22 protein-coding genes are annotated in these 20,061 nt (G+C 58.6%); 8 read left to right on the forward strand and 14 right to left on the reverse strand.

Features of this window, described 5'->3' with window-relative positions; genetic code table 11:
* Positions 1-4: 4 nt before the first annotated feature.
* From Q7L55_01285 to Q7L55_01320, 8 genes are read right to left on the reverse strand one after another with little or no spacing between them, the layout of a single operon-like run.
* Positions 5-319, reverse strand: coding sequence for a metal-sulfur cluster assembly factor (locus Q7L55_01285; GenBank protein ID MDO8731201.1), 315 nt, complete (start codon positions 317-319; stop codon positions 5-7).
* Positions 319-771: an SUF system NifU family Fe-S cluster assembly protein gene (locus Q7L55_01290; protein MDO8731202.1), complete on the reverse strand. Its 453-nt coding sequence runs from the start codon at positions 769-771 to the stop codon at positions 319-321. The genes Q7L55_01285 and Q7L55_01290 overlap by 1 nt, the downstream gene beginning before the upstream one ends.
* Positions 771-2,045, reverse strand: coding sequence for a cysteine desulfurase (locus tag Q7L55_01295; GenBank protein ID MDO8731203.1), 1,275 nt, complete (start codon positions 2,043-2,045; stop codon positions 771-773). The genes Q7L55_01290 and Q7L55_01295 overlap by 1 nt, the downstream gene beginning before the upstream one ends.
* Before the next feature lie 4 nt (positions 2,046-2,049).
* Positions 2,050-2,814: a Fe-S cluster assembly ATPase SufC gene (sufC, locus tag Q7L55_01300; GenBank protein ID MDO8731204.1), complete on the reverse strand. Its 765-nt coding sequence runs from the start codon at positions 2,812-2,814 to the stop codon at positions 2,050-2,052.
* Positions 2,811-3,170: a non-heme iron oxygenase ferredoxin subunit gene (locus tag Q7L55_01305; protein MDO8731205.1), complete on the reverse strand. Its 360-nt coding sequence runs from the start codon at positions 3,168-3,170 to the stop codon at positions 2,811-2,813. The genes sufC and Q7L55_01305 overlap by 4 nt, the downstream gene beginning before the upstream one ends.
* Positions 3,163-4,287, reverse strand: coding sequence for a SufD family Fe-S cluster assembly protein (locus Q7L55_01310; GenBank protein MDO8731206.1), 1,125 nt, complete (start codon positions 4,285-4,287; stop codon positions 3,163-3,165). Before Q7L55_01310 ends, Q7L55_01305 begins: the two co-directional genes overlap by 8 nt.
* Positions 4,284-5,696, reverse strand: coding sequence for a Fe-S cluster assembly protein SufB (gene sufB, locus Q7L55_01315; protein ID MDO8731207.1), 1,413 nt, complete (start codon positions 5,694-5,696; stop codon positions 4,284-4,286). Before sufB ends, Q7L55_01310 begins: the two co-directional genes overlap by 4 nt.
* The gene (locus Q7L55_01320) at positions 5,693-6,355 is read right to left on the reverse strand and encodes a transcriptional regulator (GenBank protein ID MDO8731208.1); all 663 of its coding nucleotides are present in this window, start codon (positions 6,353-6,355) and stop codon (positions 5,693-5,695) included. The genes sufB and Q7L55_01320 overlap by 4 nt, the downstream gene beginning before the upstream one ends.
* Before the next feature lie 78 nt (positions 6,356-6,433).
* Here Q7L55_01320 and Q7L55_01325 point away from each other — a divergent pair, with 78 nt between their 5' ends.
* Genes Q7L55_01325 through Q7L55_01335 form a run of 3 tightly spaced genes read left to right on the forward strand, consistent with a single transcriptional unit; the run spans position 6,434 to position 9,002 of the window.
* Positions 6,434-7,336: an ABC transporter ATP-binding protein gene (locus Q7L55_01325; GenBank protein MDO8731209.1), complete on the forward strand. Its 903-nt coding sequence runs from the start codon at positions 6,434-6,436 to the stop codon at positions 7,334-7,336.
* A complete protein-coding gene (locus tag Q7L55_01330; protein MDO8731210.1) occupies positions 7,333-8,064 on the forward strand; it encodes an ABC transporter permease in 732 nt (243 codons plus the stop codon). Before Q7L55_01325 ends, Q7L55_01330 begins: the two co-directional genes overlap by 4 nt.
* Positions 8,052-9,002 (forward strand): COX15/CtaA family protein, encoded by a 951-nt coding sequence (locus Q7L55_01335; GenBank protein MDO8731211.1) that lies wholly within the window; start codon positions 8,052-8,054, stop codon positions 9,000-9,002. The genes Q7L55_01330 and Q7L55_01335 overlap by 13 nt, the downstream gene beginning before the upstream one ends.
* Here the strand turns inward: Q7L55_01335 and Q7L55_01340 are convergent.
* On the reverse strand, positions 8,999-9,913 hold the full coding sequence (locus Q7L55_01340; protein MDO8731212.1) for a heme o synthase: 915 nt from the start codon (positions 9,911-9,913) through the stop codon (positions 8,999-9,001). The genes Q7L55_01335 and Q7L55_01340 overlap by 4 nt on opposite strands.
* Positions 9,914-9,976: 63 nt before the next feature.
* Here Q7L55_01340 and tkt point away from each other — a divergent pair, with 63 nt between their 5' ends.
* From tkt to pgl, 5 genes are read left to right on the forward strand one after another with little or no spacing between them, the layout of a single operon-like run.
* Entirely contained in the window at positions 9,977-12,031 is a 2,055-nt protein-coding gene (gene tkt / locus Q7L55_01345) for a transketolase (GenBank protein MDO8731213.1), read from the forward strand.
* A 20-nt stretch (positions 12,032-12,051) separates the two neighbouring features.
* Positions 12,052-13,164 carry a transaldolase gene (tal, locus tag Q7L55_01350; protein ID MDO8731214.1) on the forward strand — a complete coding sequence of 371 codons (1,113 nt, stop codon included), beginning with the start codon at positions 12,052-12,054 and terminating at the stop codon, positions 13,162-13,164.
* A gap of 16 nt (positions 13,165-13,180) precedes the next feature.
* Positions 13,181-14,701, forward strand: coding sequence for a glucose-6-phosphate dehydrogenase (zwf, locus tag Q7L55_01355; GenBank protein MDO8731215.1), 1,521 nt, complete (start codon positions 13,181-13,183; stop codon positions 14,699-14,701).
* On the forward strand, positions 14,698-15,594 hold the full coding sequence (locus Q7L55_01360) for a glucose-6-phosphate dehydrogenase assembly protein OpcA (GenBank protein ID MDO8731216.1): 897 nt from the start codon (positions 14,698-14,700) through the stop codon (positions 15,592-15,594). Before zwf ends, Q7L55_01360 begins: the two co-directional genes overlap by 4 nt.
* Positions 15,591-16,352 carry a 6-phosphogluconolactonase gene (gene pgl / locus Q7L55_01365; GenBank protein ID MDO8731217.1) on the forward strand — a complete coding sequence of 254 codons (762 nt, stop codon included), beginning with the start codon at positions 15,591-15,593 and terminating at the stop codon, positions 16,350-16,352. Before Q7L55_01360 ends, pgl begins: the two co-directional genes overlap by 4 nt.
* Here pgl and Q7L55_01370 read toward each other — a convergent pair.
* The 5 genes from Q7L55_01370 to gap are packed head-to-tail and all read right to left on the reverse strand — an operon-like array spanning position 16,349 to position 20,033.
* Positions 16,349-16,687: an RNA polymerase-binding protein RbpA gene (locus tag Q7L55_01370; protein MDO8731218.1), complete on the reverse strand. Its 339-nt coding sequence runs from the start codon at positions 16,685-16,687 to the stop codon at positions 16,349-16,351. The genes pgl and Q7L55_01370 overlap by 4 nt on opposite strands.
* A 30-nt stretch (positions 16,688-16,717) precedes the next feature.
* Positions 16,718-16,966 carry a preprotein translocase subunit SecG gene (gene secG / locus Q7L55_01375; protein ID MDO8731219.1) on the reverse strand — a complete coding sequence of 83 codons (249 nt, stop codon included), beginning with the start codon at positions 16,964-16,966 and terminating at the stop codon, positions 16,718-16,720.
* Positions 16,967-17,003: 37 nt separating this feature from the next.
* On the reverse strand, positions 17,004-17,804 hold the full coding sequence (gene tpiA / locus Q7L55_01380; protein MDO8731220.1) for a triose-phosphate isomerase: 801 nt from the start codon (positions 17,802-17,804) through the stop codon (positions 17,004-17,006).
* 1 nt (position 17,805) lies between these two features.
* Positions 17,806-19,020, reverse strand: coding sequence for a phosphoglycerate kinase (locus Q7L55_01385; GenBank protein MDO8731221.1), 1,215 nt, complete (start codon positions 19,018-19,020; stop codon positions 17,806-17,808).
* 8 nt (positions 19,021-19,028) lie between these two features.
* Entirely contained in the window at positions 19,029-20,033 is a 1,005-nt protein-coding gene (gene gap / locus Q7L55_01390; protein ID MDO8731222.1) for a type I glyceraldehyde-3-phosphate dehydrogenase, read from the reverse strand.
* Positions 20,034-20,061 lie beyond the last annotated feature (28 nt).

A 20,061-nucleotide genomic window follows, 5' to 3' on the forward strand; every position in this document is an offset into this window, starting at 1 on the left:
GCGTTCACACGTTGAACCCGAGCGAGCGCAGCATGTCGCGCCCATCGTCGGTGATCTTGTCTGGGCCCCACGGTGGCATCCACACCCAATTGATTCGGAAATCTGAAACGACTGGGGTCAGTGCAGCCCTCATCTGATCCTCGATGACATCGGTAAGCGGACAGGCTGCCGAGGTCAGCGTCATGTTGACGGTGGCAGTATTCGAGTCGTCCACGCTCACGCCGTAGATGAGGCCGAGATCAACGACATTGATGCCAAGCTCAGGGTCCACGACATCGCGCATGGCCTCCAGGACATCGTCCTCCGTGGCTACGTTCATCATCCCTCTCCTTCACTTAGCAAGCCGGCCTTGATTTCTGCGTCTTGAAGAGCCATCCAAGCCAAGAGCGCACACTTCACCCTTGCGGGAAACTTCGCAACTCCGGCAAATGCGACTGCATCGCCCAGAACTTCTTCATCGGGCTCGCTTTGACCCTGAGCGTGCATCAACTCGATGAAGGCCAATCGGGCCGCCTGACTATCGGCGACAGAATGACCGGTCAGCAATTCAGTCAGCACACTCGCGCTTGCCTGTGAGATAGAGCAGCCCTGGCCCTCGTAGCCGATTTCAAGTCCGCCATCGGCATTTTTCGAGACCTGGACAGTGATTTCGTCACCGCAAGTTGGGTTCACATGATGCGCACTGCCAAGAGGCTGCTCAAGTAATCCTCTGCCACGAGGGTGCTTGTAGTGATCAAGAATGATCTCTTGATACAGGGAATCCAATTCCATCACTTCACCCCGAAATAGGCCTGTGCGGCCACGATGCCCTCAAGTGCCGCATCAATGTCTGACTCATCGTTATAGATGTATGGCGAGATGCGCGTGGTTGAAGGCACACCGAAGCGACGACAAGTGGGCCATGCACAGTGGTGACCAACACGGACAGCCACTCCTCTGCTATCCAGTACTTGACCAACATCATGCGGATGTAAGCCTTCGACCACGAAGGAGATGGCGCTTCCGCGATCGACATTGGAGGTAGGTCCGATGACACGAACGCCATCAAGCTTGCTCAGGCCGTCGAGTGTATAGCCAGCCAATGCATGTTCGTGCGCCGCAACATTCACCATGCCGAGTTTGTCGAGGTATCGCACGGCAGCACTCAGCGCTACTGCCTGAGCGACAACGGGCGTGCCTGCTTCGAAGCGCTGCGGGGGCGCAGCAAAGGTGGTGGCGTCCATCTGCACCAGCTCGATCATCGAGCCGCCTGAAAGAAAGGGCGGCATCGAACTGAGCACATCAGCGGTTCCCCACAGGCAACCGATGCCGGTAGGGCCGAGCATCTTGTGGCCACTCCAGGCGAGCAGATCTGCGCCGACCTCATCGATGTTCACGGGCATATGCGGAATGGACTGGCAAGCGTCAACGACACCGATCGCTCCCACTTCGTGTGCTCGATCCATGATCAAACGCACGGGATTGACGGTGCCAAGGATGTTCGACTGGTGCACCACGCTGACGACGCGCGTAGTTTCGTCGATGATGTATTCGAGTCCACTCAAATCGAGGCGACCCTCCTCCGTCAAGGGAATCCAACGAAGGGTGGCGCCAGTCTTTCGGCACAGCTCCTGCCACGGCACCAGATTCGAGTGGTGCTCCATTTCAGTGACGACGACAGAATCCCCGGGCTTCAATACGAATCGCGGGTCAACCGAGGCGGCATCCCATTGGGCAATCGCCGTGGCGTTTGAGAATGCATAGGCCGCAAGGTTCAGGCCCTCGGTCGCATTCTTAGTGAAGACAAGATCGTGAGCTTGAGCGCCGACGAATTTCGCGATCGAACGGCGAGCCAGTTCGAAGGCTTCCGTTGCGGCCTCGGCCAGAGCATGCGCACCTCTGTGGACGGCCGCATTGGACTCTTCGTAGTACGACCGCTCAGCATCCAGAACGCACAGAGGCTTCTGCGAGGTTGCGCCACTATCCAGATACACCAATTTCTGGCCACCATGAACAGTGGTAGCCAGGATTGGGAAATCTGCCTTGACGGCCTGCACGTCAAACACTTGGTCAGCTGCTCCTTGTGACCGAGGTGAATCGCTCGTAGCCATCGGCTTCGAGTACGTCTGCGAGTTCCGGTCCACCTGTTTCGACGATGCGACCGTCAGAGAACACGTGCACGACATCGGCAGCGATGTACCGCAGGATGCGCGTGTAGTGAGTGATCAACAAGGTGCCCGCGCCAGTCTCTTCGCGGAATCTGTTGACGCCTTCGGCAACGACGCGCAGAGCATCAACATCGAGTCCAGAATCTGTCTCGTCGAGGATCGCGATCTTTGGACGCAGCAAGCTCAACTGCAAGATTTCGAGGCGCTTCTTCTCACCGCCGGAGAATCCTTCATTCAGGTTGCGCTCAGCGAAGGAAGGATCCATTGAGATAGCCGCCATGGCTTCCTTCAACTCCTTGATCCACGTACGCAGCTTTGGGGCTTCTCCGCGAACAGCGGTGACGGCAGTGCGCAGGAAGTTGGCCACCGAGACTCCCGGCACCTCGACCGGGTACTGCATGGCCAGGAACAGGCCAGCGCGCGCCCGCTGATCAACGGTCATGGACAGCACATCGACACTGTCAAGGGTGATGGATCCTTCGGTGACGATGTAGCGCGGATGACCGGCGATGACATAGGCCAGAGTTGACTTGCCCGAACCATTGGGGCCCATCACGGCATGAGTGTGACCGGAATCCACTGTCAGATCCACCCCACGCAGGATGTCCTTGGGTCCAAGATCGGTCTCCACCTGTGCGTGGAGGTTGGTGATCACGAGTGAGCTCATGCTGAGGGCCTTTCTTCGGCTATCCAAGGTTGCGGTTCGGTAGAGATTTCGACTTGGGTGCTGGCACCCACATCAATAAGGCGTACTTCATAGGTGTCGACCCGGGCAACTGCCGGGGGGCTCAAGGGCAGGCCGGTGCGCAAGTCAAATTGCGATCCGTGCAGCCAGCATTCGATCGTGCAGTCAAAGACATCGCCCTCAGCCAGGGAAACGTCGGCATGAGAGCAGATATCCGAGACGGCGAAGACGCCTTCTTTGGTATTGACCACGGCTACTGGCTTGTCGTTGACCATCACCTTGAGAGCAGACCCTTGCGGAATCTCTTCAAGATCGGCCACCCGAACAAAGTCACTCATGGTCGCCATCCGGTGATTCGATGCCGAGACGATTAGAGATTTGGGCAAGCAAGGTCTCCCGCCAGACAACGTTGCCAATTCGGCTCAGGACTTCAGCGAAGAAGCCGCGCACGACCAATTGCCGCGCCAGTTCCAGCGGCAGTCCACGAGACTGCAAGTAGAACAACTGCTCATCGTCGAAACGTCCCGTGGCACTGGCATGTCCGGCTCTGACGATTTCGCCGGTTTCCAGTTCAAGGTTTGGGACAGAGTCTGCGCGCGAACCTTCGGAGAGCAGCAGATTGCGGTTGACCTGGTGGGTGTCTGTTCCGATCGCCTGCTTGCGCACCAGAACATCGCCAATCCAGGCACTGCGTGCGCCGGGACTCATTAACGCGCCCTTGTAGAGCACGTCGCTGGTGCAATGTGGCTGATCGTGGTGAACAAACACGCGCTGCTCAATGTGCTGACCGGACTCTGCGAGGAAGGCTCCCAAGAGTTCAGCCCGACCCCCAGTCGAGAGGTACTCAACTGTGGAGTTGATGCGCACGGCGCCACCAGCGAGCGCGGCCATCGCGCCGACATAGCTCGCATCACGTCCGACGAACACGGGCATGTGCATTGCGTAAGCAGGCGTGAGCTCGCCTTCAAGAATCGTGATGACTGTGAGCTGTGCACCATCACCCACAGTTGCCGCGATGGTTCCGTTGACATCACCAGTCAGTATTTGGCGCAGTACGACTGTTGCTGTGCTGAATGGCCCCGCGACAATCTCCACGTGCTGGTAGGCCAGTGCTCCGCTCGAAGTCAGATCAATGACAATCGGTTCGGTCCACTGAGCCTCAGCTGGAATCTCGATGAGATTGCCTTGCTTCACAGCGGTTCGTGCGATTGCCGAGGGCAAATCAGACGGAATCGCGCGAGTAGGGATATCTGCATTCGGGATGACAGTCAATGCTGGCGATCCCGAGCCCATGACGCTGCCGGCCTGTTCGTCGACAACAAAGAATTTGCGAAGACCTTGGACTGGTGAAAAGCGCCATTCCTCCTCGCGACCAGTAGGCGCGTTGAACTCAAGGGCGTTGAAGGAGTGCACCCGAGGAGAGAGATCCAGGGGTGGTGTGGTGACTGCGCTCATCCGACCGCGCCCTCCATCTGCATTTCTATGAGCCGGTTGAGCTCCAAGGCGTACTCCATTGGTAGTTCACGGGCGATTGGCTCGATGAAACCGCGAACGATCATGGCCATGGCCTCGTCCTCGGTCATTCCGCGCGACATCAGATAGAACAATTGGGTGTCACTGATCTTTGACACAGTGGCCTCATGGCCCATCGACACGTCATCTTCGCGAACGTCGATATAGGGGTAGGTATCCGAACGCGACTCGTCATCAACCAGGAGCGCATCGCACTTCACTGTGGCACGGGAGCCGTGGCAGCCTTCATTGATCTGCACGAGTCCGCGGTAGGAGGTACGACCACCACCTCGCGCAACTGATTTCGAGACAATCTTTGAAGTGGTGTTAGGTGCGGCGTGCACCATCTTTGAGCCGGCATCTTGATGCTGGCCAGCGCCAGCAAATGCGATGGACAAAGTCTCGCCATGTGCGCGTTCGCCCATCAACCACACTGCTGGGTACTTCATCGTCACCTTGGAGCCAAGATTGCCGTCAACCCACTCCATGGTGGCGCCTTCATGTGCAACGGCGCGCTTGGTCACCAGGTTGTAGACGTTATTGGACCAGTTCTGAATCGTCGTGTAACGGCAACGGCCGCCCTTCTTGACGATGATCTCAACGACTGCGGAGTGCAGAGAGTCAGACGAATAGATCGGGGCAGTGCAGCCCTCGACGTAGTGCACGTAAGCACCTTCGTCAATGATCATCAGCGTCCGCTCGAATTGGCCCATGTTCTCGGTGTTGATGCGGAAGTAGGCCTGCAAAGGAATCTCAACGTGGACGCCCTTGGGAACGTAGATAAATGATCCGCCAGACCACACCGCAGTGTTCAGGGCAGCGAACTTGTTATCGCCAACGGGGATGACCGTGCCGAAATACTCCCTGAACATTTCAGGCTGCTCGCGAAGGGCCGTGTCGGTGTCCAGGAACAACACACCCTGCTCCTCAAGATCCTCACGAATCTTGTGATAGACCACCTCAGACTCATATTGCGCAGCTACACCAGCCACCAGTCGCTGCTTCTCTGCCTCAGGGATGCCGAGACGGTCATAGGTGTTCTTGATGTCATCGGGCAAGTCTTCCCAACTGGTGGCCTGCTTCTCTGTGGAGCGCACGAAGTACTTGATGTTGTTGAAGTCGATACCGCTGAGGTCAGAGCCCCAGGTCGGCATTGGCTTACGGTCGAACAGGCGCAGGCCCTTCAAGCGCATTTCGAGCATCCACTCAGGCTCGTTCTTCTTGGCGCTGATGTCGCGAACAACCTCTTCGCTCAGGCCGCGCCTCGCGTTTGTGCCGGCCGAGTCCGGGTCGTGCCAGCCAAAGTTATATCGACCGATTTCTTCAATGGTCGCCGCTTGTTCTGTGCTCATGCGAGTGCCTTTCGCTGGACGAGTGGAACCACGGTTGTGCACACGCCATCGCCCTTGGCCAAGGTGGCCAAACGAGTGACGTGTAAGCCAAGGGCTTCGCTCAAGGCTTGAGTTTCTGCTTCGCAAAGTTCTGGAAATTCGGCCGACGCATCGACGACTGGGCAGTGGTGCTGACACAGCTGCACAGAGTGACCGCCATCGCTGGTGTGCTCGATGGACGCTGCATAACCAGCATCGGTCAGGGTTTGGGCAAGGAGTTCAAGAACTGCGACTGGCTCTTGCCCGCCGGGACCGATGTCCGCGATCAACTTGTCGGCTCGGCCTCGTGCAAACTTCGACACTCCAGCACGGCCTTGCTCCAGCGCGATGAAGCGAAGGGCTTCGATTGCCAATCCGTCATATTCCTGACTCAACGCAGCATGTCCACTAGAAGTCAGACTGAAAATCTGACTGGGACGTCCGCGACGGCGCTCAGGAGTTGGGCCATATGGCGCCCGCTCTGCACCGTTCACGAGTCCGTCCGAAGCAAGGGCAGCAAGTGACTTGCGTATTGCGGCAGAACTGAGTGCGAGCCGCTGGGCCAGTTGGGTCGGAGTTGCCGGCCCCTGGTCGAGCAGACTGCGAGCTACGCGCTCCGCGGCCTCTCCGGGGAATTTCACAACCCCATTGTTGCGTAATTAAGTCGGAGGACAAAACCCGGGGGGCAGATGCCCCCCTCCCCTGCCTATGCTCATGGGGTGCCAGTGGTCGAAATCTCCGATCTCGTCGTGACATACCAAGAGCTTCGGGCAGTTGACGGACTGAATTTCTCTGCAGAATCCGGACAGATCACTGCAATTTTGGGGCCTAATGGTGCCGGGAAATCCAGCACCATCGAGGTCGCATGCAATTTGCGACGCCCCGATTCAGGTCAGGTTCGCCTCTTCGGCTTGCCGCCATCGTCCGCTGAAGTGCGCCCGCGGATGGGCGTCATGCTGCAATCGGGTGGGCTCTACCCCACGGCGCGACCCTTGGAATGGCTGCAGTACCTCGCAAAGCTCTATCCACAGACGGGCGATCCCAGCACTTTGCTTGCTGACGTCGGCATCGATCCATCCACGCGCACCCAAACGCGCCGCCTCTCCGGGGGTGAGCAACAGCGAGTCAAGCTCGCCGCAGCGCTACTTGGCCGTCCAGAGTTGCTCTTCCTGGATGAGCCCACCGCCGGACTCGATGCACTCGCGCGCCGCAATTTGCTCGAGCTGCTCAAGCAGCGACGCAGCGCAGGTGCAGCAATCGTGCTGACGACCCACATGCTTCCCGATGTCGAGGATCTAGCTGATGCGATCACTGTGATGTCTCAAGGCAAGGTTGCGATGCAGGGCACGCTCGCAGAACTGACAGGCACCCAGAGCGCGTTGTCCTTCGGCGGTCCCTTGGGTCTTGACTGTCATGGTCTTGCCCAAATGCTTCCCGCCAATTACGAAGTGCGTGAAACTCAACCCGGAAGGTACGTTGTCTCCGGAACGCCTACGCCAGACATCATGGCGCGCATCACCGCATGGAGTGCGAAACAGGGCGTAATGGTCACTGAACTGGGCATTGGTGATCGGACTCTCGAACAACTCCTGATCGATACCTCAACGGCAGAGACTCGATGAATCAAGTAACTGCGTCCGTGCGAATCCGCGCGCATGCGCGCTGGGAGCTTCGCCTGCTCCTTCGCAACGGAGAACAGCTCTTACTGATGTTTGTGGTGCCAGTACTGCTACTGATTGCTCTTGGCTTCTCAGGCCTTTCGACGAAGAGCATCAACTCTGCAGTTCCCACCGTGCTTGCCGTGAGCATCATGGCCACCTGCTTCACCTCCTTGGCGATCGGCACTGGCTTCGAACGGAGATCAGGTGCCCTTCGCTACTTGGGTACCACTCCCCTCACCAGGCTTGACCTCATCTCAGGAAAGTTCCTGGCGACAGCTGCTCTCACCGCAATGTCAGCTGCCGTCATTGTGGCTTTGGGCTTGGCGCTGTCCTGGCACCCCGTTCTCACCGGATTGCCTTCCGCCGTGCTGGTTGCGATCCTGGCTGCCGCGGCCTGGGTATCATGGGCCATGGTTCTCGCCGGAGTTCTGCGGGCCGAAGCCGTGCTCGCAATTGCCAACGGACTCTTTCTTCTGCTGATCATGTTCGGCGGCGTGGCAGTGGCGACCTCACAGATGCCCGGAACGGTTGGGGCAGTCATTGATCTTCTTCCAAGTGCAGCCTTGGCAAATGGACTGCGTGAGTCTCTGGAAAACGGAAGTTTCCCGGCACTCGCGGTTGTCGTTCTCGCTGTGTGGACCCTGGTCGGCGTAGTTCTAGCGCGCAGGAGCTTTCGATGGGAGCCGTGATCGATCAGTCAGTGTCTGCGAAGTCCGGGTCGAGGGCCCGCGGCATCTACATCGCCAATCTCGTGGCTCAGGGAGCGATCATCGTCACGGGCGCAACGGTGCGTCTGACTGGCTCCGGACTCGGATGTCCCACTTGGCCGCAATGCGTCAGCGGCTCGTACATTCCGGTTGCTCGGCAGGAACAGGAGTGGCATAAGTACGTCGAGTTTGGCAATCGCTCGCTCACATTCGTCCTTGGCTTGCTGGCCATCGCAGCACTTGTCGCTGCGTTCTTGGATCAACGTTCGCGAGTCTCGCGTGGGGGGCCAAAGCGCGGAATACTGCTGCTCTTGGCCGCGATCCCGATCCTTGGCACTGTCGCCCAGGCAATTCTCGGCGGCATCACGGTTCTGACCGGATTAAATCCAGTCACCGTCTCACTGCACTTTCTGCTCTCGATGGGATTGGTCGCGGGCCTTGTCGCTCTGGTGGTTCGCGCCAACGATGAAGGTGACGGCCCCATCACCTTGCTCGTGCGTCACGAGATACGAGTGCTCACTTGGGTGCTCGTCGCGGTGACTGGTGTCGTCGTCGTGCTCGGCACCTTGGTCACCGGCAGCGGTCCGCACAGTGGCGATGCCAAGGCGGAAAATCGGTTCACTCTGGATCCACGGACGATCTCGTGGATCCACGCAGATGTTGTTCTGCTCTTCATCGGGCTCTTGGCGGGACTCTTGTTTGCCCTATATCTCACTCGCGCCCCTCGACGGGTGATCATGACCACCTGGAGCTTGGTAGCGATCACGGTTGCTGAGGCAAGCATTGGCTACACCCAGTACTTCACCGGGCTACCGGTTGCTCTTGCCTTGGTGCACGTGACGGGTGCGGCGCTGATGTGGATCGCAATACTGATTGTGCTCGCCAGCGAGCGCATACGTGCTTCGGTTACTTCGCCCTAGAACACAAAGGGATCGATCGCCACCGCGAGAAACAGCAGGGCCAAGTACGAGATTGAATAGTGGAACAGTCGCATCGCAATGATGTTGATTCCATCCGCCTTGCACCGAGCTGCTCCGAGCAAACGGTAGGCCTCGTAAAGGAACACGCCACCAAGAATGAGTGCCGAAGCTGAATACACCGGGCCCATGTGCGCAACTGGAATCAGCACCAACGAGACAAGCACCATCACCCAGCTGTAACGGACGATGCTCACGCAGACGAACTCCGCAGACTTCAAGACCGGCAGCATTGGAATGCCTGCGCGCTCGTAGTCGTCCTTGTATTTCATCGCCAGCGGCCAATAGTGCGGCGGAGTCCAGAAGAAGACGATGAGGAACAGCACCACGGGTGTCCAGGTGAGTGAACCCGTCACCGCTGACCACGCGATGAGTACTGGCATACATCCCGCTGCTCCGCCCCACACGATGTTCTGCGCTGTGCGGCGCTTCAACACCATGGTGTAGCCAACGGCGTACGCGGCTATCGCCACCAGTGCCAGCACCGCTGCCAACAGATTTGTCCACCAGGCCAGGAAGAAGGCGCTGGCGATGCTAAGCACAAAGCCCTGAAACAGCCCGGCTCGAACGCTGACGATGCCCATGGCCGCTGGTCGCTTGTCGGTGCGGTGCATAAGGGCATCGATGTCGCGGTCGTAGACGCTGTTCAGCGTGTTGGCACCCATGCCAGCCAAGGCTCCGCCGATCAGGACAGCGATGGTTGCCTGCAAAGTGGGCAGCCCATTGGCGGCCAAGAACATCGTTGGCACCGCGGTCACCAAAAGCAGTTCAACGATGCGCGGCTTGGTCAGTGCAACATGCGCCAATATGCGCTCACGAGGACTAGTCCCCGGTAACTGCAGACCCATACTCATCCGCCCAGCCTAGCCGTGGACTCCAGGCTCGAGTGTGGTGCCGATCGCACTAGGGTTTCGCCTGTGAAAGCCCTCGAGTGGTCAACCACAGATGATCGTGCAACTGCTTACCTTCGCGCACTCGCGATGGACGCAGTCCAAAAGGCCGGGAACGGCCATCCCGGCACCGCGATGGCCTTGGCCCCTATCGCCTACCTGCTCTTTCAACGAGTCATGCGTCACGACCCAAGCGACCCCCATTGGATCGGTCGGGACAGATTCGTCCTCAGTTGCGGTCACTCGAGCCTGACTCTCTACAGCGAGCTCTTCCTCAGTGGATACGGCTTGACGATGGCCGATCTTGAGCAGTTCCGTCAGACCGGTTCGCGGACTCCTGGACACCCTGAGCACGGCCATACCAATGGCGTTGAAACCACCACCGGGCCACTTGGCAATGGTCTTGCCACGGCCGTGGGCATGGCTATGGGCGCTCGTTTCGAGCGCGGCCTGTTTGACCCAGACGTTACCGATGGCAGCAGCCCCTTTGATCACCATGTATGGGTCATCGTTTCGGATGGCGATCTGGAGGAGGGTGTCTCAGGCGAAGCTTCATCGATCGCCGGAACTCAGGCTCTCGACAAGCTCACCGTAATCTGGGACGACAACCACATCTCCATCGAAGGCAACACGGCAGTCTCGTTCACAGAAGATGTGGTGGCTCGCTATGCGGCCTATGGATTCGCGACGCACTTTGTGGACTTCCTGCCAGATGGCAATGTGGATCTGCCGGCCATGGCTGATGCGATCACCGCTGCAAAGGCTGAAAAAGGTCGACCTACCTTCATTGCCATGCGATCCACGATCGCATGGCCCGCACCGCATGCCCGCAACACGGGCAAAGCTCACGGCGCGGCACTGGGCGCAGACGAGGTAGCAGCGACGAAGGCAGAACTCGGGCTGGATCCTGCGGTCTCCTTCGCCTTTGATGAAGAAGTCCTGTCGGAAGTGCGCACAACACTCCAGACCCGCGTTGCAGTTGAACGTGCCACCTGGCAAAGCGCGCTTGCTGATTGGCGCACGAGAGAACCGGCAAGGGCGGCGCTTCTCGATCGCATTCAGGCTGGCGAACTGCCCGATGGCTTCGATTCCTCAATTCCCGGCTGGGAACTTGGTACTTCCTCGTCAACTCGCAAGGCTTCTGGCGAAGTGATCAATGCGATTGCGGCAGTGATGCCGGAGTTCTGGGGAGGCTCGGCGGATCTTGCCGAGTCCAACAACACCACTATTGAAGGCGGTTTGAGTTTCCTGCCAGCGTCAACCACGATGCCCGATGCTTCGCCGTATGGCCGCATCCTGCACTTCGGCATTCGTGAGCATGCCATGGGAGCTGCACTCAACGGCATGTCCCTCAGCGGCCTCAATCGACCTTTCGGCGGCACCTTCCTGATCTTCAGCGACTACATGCGTGGCGCGGTCCGCCTTGCCGCTGTCATGCAGACACCAGTGACTTTTGTCTGGACGCATGACTCGATCGGCCTGGGCGAGGATGGTCCAACCCATCAGCCAGTCGAACAGTTGTGGGGTCTTCGCGCGCTTCCAGGCTTGTCGGTCGTGCGTCCTGCTGATGCCAACGAGGCCGGCGCTGCTTGGCACGCAATCTTGACCCAGCGTCGTCCTGTGGGCCTGGTCCTCACCCGCCAGAACGTGCCGACCTTGGTCTCCAAAGTCGACGCGATGCTGGGTGTTCGCAAGGGCGCCTATGTCATCGCCGATGCCCCCGATCCGAAGATCTTGTTGATCGGCACTGGCTCTGAGGTGCAGTTGGCTTTGGGCGCGCACGAGGCTCTCCTCAAAGAAGGAATCGCCAGCCGAGTGATCTCAATGCCCTGCACCGAGTGGTTCGACGAGCAGGACTCCGCGTACCGCGACTCCGTTCTTTTGCCAAGTGTTCGTGCTCGCGTTGCGGTCGAAGCGGGGGCAACCTTGGGTTGGTGGAAGTACGTTGGGGATCGCGGACGGGTGATCGGCATCGACCACTTCGGGGCAAGTGCGCCAGCGGAGGTGCTCTTCACTGAATTTGGGATCACCGTTGAGACCGTCATTGCGGCCGCGAAAGCATCTCTGCACGATCCAGCCTGACAACACCGAGGGAGACGCCAATGTCCACACCCGCACTTCAAGAATTGACCGATGCAGGCGTATCAATCTGGCTCGATGACCTCAGCCGGTCACGGCTCACATCAGGCAGCCTCGCGGCTCTCGTGCGTGATAGGTGCGTGCGTGGAGTGACCTCCAATCCATCGATCTTTGAATCCGCCATCTCTAAGGGTGCCGCTGATTACGCTGCCGATCTCAAGGACTTGACCAAGCAGGGTCTGGACGTCGACCAAGTTATTCAGCGTTTGACCACAGACGATGTGCGCAACGCCTGCGAGGTCATGCTGCCGGTCTATCAATCAAGCGGTGGCGTTGATGGACGCGTCTCCATTGAAGTCGATCCTCGACTTGGACACGACACCAGCAGAACAATCGAGCAGGCCCGTCAACTGTGGGAACTCATCGATCAACCCAATCTGCTCATCAAGATTCCGGCAACTCTCGAGGGGCTTCCCGCTATCACGGCAACCATCGCGCACGGCATCAGCGTCAATGTCACGCTGATCTTCGCAGTGGATCGCTACGAGACCGTTGTCGCTGCCTATGAAAAAGGACTGCGCCAAGCCTCGGCCAAGGGCATCGACCTCGCTGGCATCCATTCAGTCGCGTCCTTCTTCGTCAGTCGCGTGGACACCGAGGTCGATCGACAGCTTGACGCTCTCGGCACCGCACAAGCTCAATCTCTGCGAGGTAAGGCTGCCATCGCAAACGCACGTATGGCTTGGGCCGCCTTTGAGCATCGCACTTCCAGTGACGAATGGGCAGCTCTCGCTGCACTGGGTGCCAACGCTCAGCGCCCCTTGTGGGCGTCGACAGGCGTGAAGGACCCGGCATACCAAGACACTCGCTACGTCATCGATCTGACAGTGCGCAATTGTGTGAACACCATGCCTGAGGCAACCTTGGATGCGGTCGATGATCATGGTCAGTTCAAGGGCGACACCGTCACAGGAACAGCGCCTGAGTCAGCGGCCATCTGGTCAGCACTGGGCGCGCTAGGCATTGAGCAGGCCGCTGTGTGTTCCCAGCTTGAAGTTGAGGGAGTGAAGAAGTTCATTGACGCATGGGAAGAATTGCGCACAACTGTTCAGTCAGCCATGGATCTGATTTCCTAGTCACGCAGAGGACAAGATGACGAACCCCTTACGCAGTCCCAAGGATCGGCGACTTCCACGCATCGCTGGACCTTGCGGAATGGTGCTCTTCGGCGTCACCGGCGACTTGGCGCGCAAAAAGGTGATGCCGGCCATCTACGACCTTGCCAACCGTGGCTTCCTTCCTCCTGGGTTCAGTCTGGTTGGTTTTGCTCGCCGAGATTGGGAGGACGAGGACTTCGCACAGGTTGTGCACGATGCTGTCCGCGAACATGCCCGCACGCCATTCCACGAGGACACTTGGCAGCAATTGTGCGAAGGAATTCGATTCGTGCAGGGCGACCTCGGAGATGCAGCTGCGTATCAAGAACTGGCCAAGGTCGTTGCTGAGCTCGACGAGACACGTGGCACTGGCGGAAATCACGCCTTCTATCTGTCGATCCCGCCGGGGCTATTTCCAGTCGTGCTCGAACACCTGAAAGCTTCCGGTCTTGCAGAAGACAAGCCCGAAGCCTGGCGTCGAGTGGTGATCGAAAAGCCATTTGGCCATGACCTGAAATCCGCACAGGCGCTCAACGAATTGGTCGGGTCGGTCTTCAATACCGGCTCGGTATTCCGCATTGACCACTACCTCGGCAAAGAAACCGTGCAGAACATTCTCGCCGTTCGCTTTGCCAACGCGATGTTTGAGCCAATCTGGAACTGCAACTACGTCGACAACGTTCAGATCACCATGGCTGAAGACATCGGCATCGGCGGGCGAGCAAGTTACTACGACGGAATTGGCGCAGCTCGCGATGTCATCCAGAACCACTTGTTGCAACTGCTCGCCCTCACTGCCATGGAAGAGCCGGGCACATTCGAAGCTGATCAAGTGCGAGCGGAGAAGGAGAAGGTGCTCTCAGCAATTCGACTGCCCAAGGACTTGGGCGCTTACACCGTGCGCGGGCAGTATGCGGCAGGCTGGCAAGGCGGCATCCAGGTGCCTGGCTATCTCCAAGAGGAAGGCATCGACCCAAAATCGACCACCGAAACCTTCGCTGCGATACGCGTTGATGTCGACAACCGCCGGTGGGCAGGAGTGCCGTTCTACCTTCGCACTGGAAAGCGTCTGGGCCGTCGCGTCACCGAAGTAGCCGTGGTCTTCAAGCGCGCACCTCATCTGCCATTCGCCGCCGATGCAGTCGATGAACTGGGAAACAATGCCCTCGTTTTTCGTATCCAGCCCGATGAAGGCATCACCGTTCGCTTTGGATCCAAGGTTCCTGACACGTCCACAATCGAAGTACGAGACGTGACGATGGACTTCGAGTACGGGGAGACTTTTGTGGAGTCCAGCCCAGAGGCCTACGAACGATTGATTCTCGATGTGCTCATCGGTGATCCGCCACTCTTTCCACGCCACGTTGAAGTTGAGCTTGGCTGGACAATTCTGGATCCGGTCTTGGACTTCTGGGCAGAACAAGGCCAACCCGATCAATATGTCTCTGGTGGATGGGGACCTCACAGTCAATACGACATCGCTGGCCGCGACGGCCGCGCTTGGAGGCGACCATGATCCGTCTGGAGAACACCAGTGGTGGCGATGTTGCAGCTGCCATCACCGCCGAACGGCATCGACTCGGCTCCCCCACAACTGGCATGGTCTTGACCTTGCTAATTCTGGCCGACGAAGAATCCCAAGCCGACGCCACGGCTGCGGCCGTTGCCACCGCTCGTCAGCACCCGATGCGCATCATCACCTTGATCGCTCGACCCGATGCTCGCGTCACCCAACTCGACGCAATGATCAGCGTTGGCGGCGATGACGGCCCGGGCGAAGTCGCGATTCTTCGCTTGCGTGGAGAGTTGTCCGAGTATGCAAACTCGGTAGCGGTGCCCCTGTTGCTTCCGGATACGCCCGTTGTGGCGTACTGGCCAGGCGAGGCTCCGGAGGTGCCTGCAGACAGCAAGATCGGACGCCACGCTCAGCGTCGCATCACGGATTCGGGGAATGTTCGCGAACCCATGATTGCTCTGGCCACCCGCAAAAGGGGCTACATCCCAGGCGATACCGACCTTGCATGGGCGCGATTGACGCAGTGGCGCTCGGTGCTGGCCTCCAGCTTCGATCAGCCAAGCTCACCTGTGCATCACGTGCGGGTCGAAGGCGAGCAGGACAATCCAAGCGTGGCGCTCCTTGGCGCATGGTTGGGTCAATCCTTCGGCTGCAGTGTGGAGACGGTCTGGAATGACAAGTTGGGCGTCACGTCCGTACAACTCGATATGGACCAGGCTCCATTGACCATCACTCGCTTTGACGCCAAGACAGTTGTTGTCGTGCGACCTGGCCGTGTCGATGCCCATCTGTCCCTGCCTCCACGTTCTGTCTCGGCTTTGCTCGCGGAGGATTTGCGCCGCTTGGATCCCGATGACATGTACGGCGAGGTCATCTCCAACCTCAGCTTGTGAACAATCGCGAAGTCATTCGGCATCCGGACGCCAATGCGTTAGCCGAGGCCGTCGTTGGCCGACTCGTGGACAGAGTTGTCGACGCGCAATCCAAGCGGGGAGATGCGCACGTAGTGCTCACTGGAGGCGGCATTGGCACAGCGGTGCTAGCTGCATTGATGGCCAGTCCTGCAGGCACCGCGATCGACTGGCAGCGGATCCACCTTTGGTGGGGCGATGAGCGGTATTTGGCTGAAGGTGACGCTGAGCGAAATGAGACCGGAGCGCGCGATGCACTGATCGACCATGTGGCAATTCCTCCCGATCGCGTGCACGCCATGGCTGGTCCGGATCGCTCGGATTCAGTTGAGGCTGCTGCCGCTGCGTATGCCACGTCGCTGATCGAGGCTGGGCAAGGCGATATTCCTGAATTCGATGTGCTCTTGCTGGGCATCGGTCCCGACGCTCACGTTGCTTCGCTCTTCCCTGAGAATTCAGCGATGCTCGCCGATGGCCCGGTCGTGGCCGTGTACAACTCTCCGAAGCCACCACCAGTTCGGGTCAGCTTGAGCATGAACACCTTGAATCGAGCACGTCACACGTGGGTACTCGCATCAGGGTCAAGCAAGGCAGAGGCCATTCGGCTCTCCTGCGAGCCGAATGCTGAACCGCTGCGAGTACCAGCAAGCGGGGTGCAAGGCTTGCAGCAGACGCTGTTCTTGGTGGATGAAGCAGCTGCGGCCGAACTTCCAGACGATGTTGGCCGAGCAGTACTTTAGGAAGCGGTTCCGCGAAGCTTGTTCAGAGCTTCGTCGAGGATGGCAGCGCCATCAACATCAGAGCGACGCTCTTTCACGTAGGCCAAGTGGGTCTTGTATGGCTCGATCTTGGGTGGAGCAGGTGGGTTGTCCTTATCGGGACCCGCAGGCAAGCCGCACCGCGGACAATCCCACGATTCTGGAATAGCCGCATCTGAGGCGAAGCTTGGACGCGACTCATGCTTGCGCGAGCACCAGAAGGAAATCCAGATACGGGGAGCAGCTTCGCCACGCTCGGCCTCGCCCATTGGTCCAGCTCCGACGCGACTACCGCGAATTGCGCTTCCACCTGCCATGAAATCCTCCTGCGAATGATCGAGTTGTGGTCAGACGCCTGTGCGGACCAGCAGGCCAACACCAACGATTGATGCAGCCCAAATCAAGCCCAGGGCCACGGTAATACGGTCAAGATTGCGCTCGGCAACCGAGGAACCACCGATTGACGAACTCACGCCACCACCGAAAAGATCGGAAAGACCGCCACCCTTGCCGCGATGCAGCAGGATCAACACGATCAGCAGAATGCTGGTGATGATGAGCACGACAGCCAAGGCAATCGTGACGATGGTGATCAAATCAAACTCCGTATCGACGTGAAAGCATCAGTATAGATCAGTCCGTCAGTTCAGCTGGGTGCAGCCGATACCTGACGATTCCCACGAAATCATCAGGATCCAAACTCGCTCCCCCAACGAGCACTCCATCAACATCGACTCGGGCCATGATTCCGGCGATATTGCTACTCTTGACCGAGCCGCCGTAGAGGATGCGAACTGATTCTGCCGCGCTCCTACCCCATTTTTCGCCCACGCGAATGCGAATCGACCGGCAGACCTCTTGGGCATCGTCTGGAGTAGCGACCTCGCCGGTGCCAATTGCCCATACTGGCTCGTAGGCGATCACCAGTTCAGAGACCTCCTCAGCAGAGAACTCACCAAGGGATCCGTCCACCTGCTCGAGTACATGCGGAACTGCATTGCCGGCCTGGCGAATCTCCAAACCCTCGCCGACGCACACGATCGGAGTGATGTCAGCAGTAACTGCAGCCCGGGCCTTTGCGTACACCACAGAGTCGGACTCCGCGTGATACTGACGTCGTTCACTGTGACCAACTGCCACGTAAGCGCAACCAAGCTTCGCGAGCATGCTCGCAGAAATCTCGCCCGTGAATGCGCCAGCTACATGCTGTGAGACATCTTGCGCGCCGTAGCTGATGTCGTATTTATCGCCTTCAATCAGCGTTTGCACAGAACGCAGATCGGTGAACGGTGGCAGCACCACAACTTCAGCCGCAGCAAGATCTTCATCGGTCAGTGCAAAGGCTAACTTCTGCACAAGTGCCAGAGCCTCAAAATGATTGAGGTTCATCTTCCAGTTGCCAGCAATGAGTGGATGACGAGTTTTGGCTGCCATGTCAGTTCCCTTCCAGGACGCTCAGACCGGGGAGCTCTTTACCCTCCAGGAATTCCAGGCTGGCTCCACCGCCAGTGCTGATGTGCGAGAAGGCACTTTCATCAAGGCCGAGGAGGCGAATAGCTGCTGCTGAATCCCCGCCGCCCACGACCGTCATCGCGTCGCTGGCAATCATTGCCTCGGCGACACCTCTCGTGCCCGCTGCGAAAGGTGCCAGCTCGAAGACGCCCATCGGTCCGTTCCAGACCACTGTGCCCGCATCGGCAATGAGTCCTGCGAATTGCGCCGTTGTGGCTGGGCCGATGTCCAATCCCTTCCAGCCATTTGGAATGTCAGTGACAGCAACGACTTTGGTATTGGCTTCAGCTGAGAAATCATCGGCGACCACAACATCAGTTGGAATCACCAACTCCACGCCATCGCGCACAGCTTGTTCAATAAAGCCTTGCACCGTCGGGATTTGCTCAGCCTCGAGCAAAGAGTCGCCGATTGAGAAACCCTTCGCGGCAAGGAAAGTGAAGGCCATGCCTCCGCCGATCAGGAGTCGATCCACCCGACCTAGCAGGTTGCCAATCACTCCCAGTTTGTCGCTGACTTTCGAGCCACCCAGGACAACGACGTATGGCCGAGCCGGTTGCGCCAAGAGGGCACCGAAGATCGTTGCCTCTTTGTGAACAAGACGTCCCGCCGCATTGGGCAGTAATTGCGCGACTTCGGTGACCGAGGCCTGCTCACGATGCACCACGCCGAAACCATCTGACACGTAGAAGTCCGCAAAGGCTGCCAGCTCCCGAGCAAGTGCGAGACGTTCGGCCGAGTCCTTGCTGGTCTCGCGCGGGTCAAAGCGGATGTTCTCCAATAGCAAGACATCGCCGGGCTTAAGGGCTGCCACCATTGCCCGGGCGTGCGGGCCGGTGATGTCATCGGCGATCTCGACATCAGCATCGAGCAATTCACTCAGTCGATCAGCTACGGGCTGCAATCCAAGGTCCTGGCTTGCCGCGCCCTTTGGACGACCTAAGTGCGCCACCAGCACAACTTTGGCTCCTGCAGCGCGCAGAAAGTTCAGCGTGGGCAGTGCTGCGGTGATGCGCCCATCATCGGTGATGACCTTGCTGTCGCCCGGTCCGTCGGGACCATCGGCCAAGGGCACATTGAAATCCGCGCGAACCAGAACAGTTCGCCCGGCGACCGAAAGGTCGTCGAGAGAGCGCATCGCCTGACCTAGAGCTTCGAACCGACGAGTGCGGTGAGGTCGATCAGTCGATTGCTGTAGCCCCACTCGTTGTCGTACCAACCCAGCACCTTGACCATGTTGCCGTTGACGTTGGTGAGCAATGAATCAAAGACGCAGGAAGCGGGATCGTTGACGATGTCTGTGGAGACGATTGGATCCTCGGTGTACTCCAAGATGCCCTTCAAGGGGCCATCGGCGGCAGCCTTCATGGCCGCATTGATCTCTTCGCGAGTGGCCGGCTTCTTCAACTCAACAGTGAGGTCTGTGGCTGAGCCCGTTGGGACTGGCACACGCATCGAGTATCCATCGAGCTTGCCCAGCAGATGCGGCATTACCAATCCGATGGCCTTAGCAGCGCCAGTGCTGGTCGGAATCATGTTCAATGAAGCTGCACGCGCACGACGCAGATCGCTGTGCGGGAAGTCGAGAATCTTCTGATCGTTGGTGTATGCGTGAATCGTGGTCATCATGCCGCGCTCTATGCCGAAGGCATCGTCGAGCACCTTGGCCATGGGTGCCAAACAGTTTGTCGTGCACGAAGCATTGGAGATGATGTTGTGCGCTGCCGGGTCGTACTTATCGTCGTTTACGCCCATGACGATGGTGATGTCCTCACCCTTGGCTGGCGCAGAAATAATGACCTTCTTGGCGCCAGCGGCGAGGTGCTTGCCAGCTGATTCGGCATCAGTGAAGAATCCAGTGGATTCGATCACGATCTCCGCGCCGACCTTTGCCCAAGGCAGGTCAGCTGGATCGCGCTCGCTGAAGATCGGAATCGACTTTCCGTCAACGGTGATTTCGCCATCTCCGGCGACAACTGACACGCCAATTCGCCCGAGCACGCTGTCGTACTTCAGCAGATGAGCCAGTGTCTTTGTGTCGGTGAGATCGTTGATGCCCACGATCTCGATCTCAGCACTGCTGTCCAGAAGAGCGCGGAAGAAATTTCGGCCGATGCGGCCAAAGCCATTGATGCCAACCTTGACTGTCACGTCATGCTCCTAAGCCCATCCGACGGAA

The sequence above is a fragment of the Actinomycetota bacterium genome, from assembly GCA_030650795.1.
In the GTDB taxonomy this organism is placed as follows: Bacteria; Actinomycetota; Actinomycetes; order S36-B12; family S36-B12; genus UBA11398.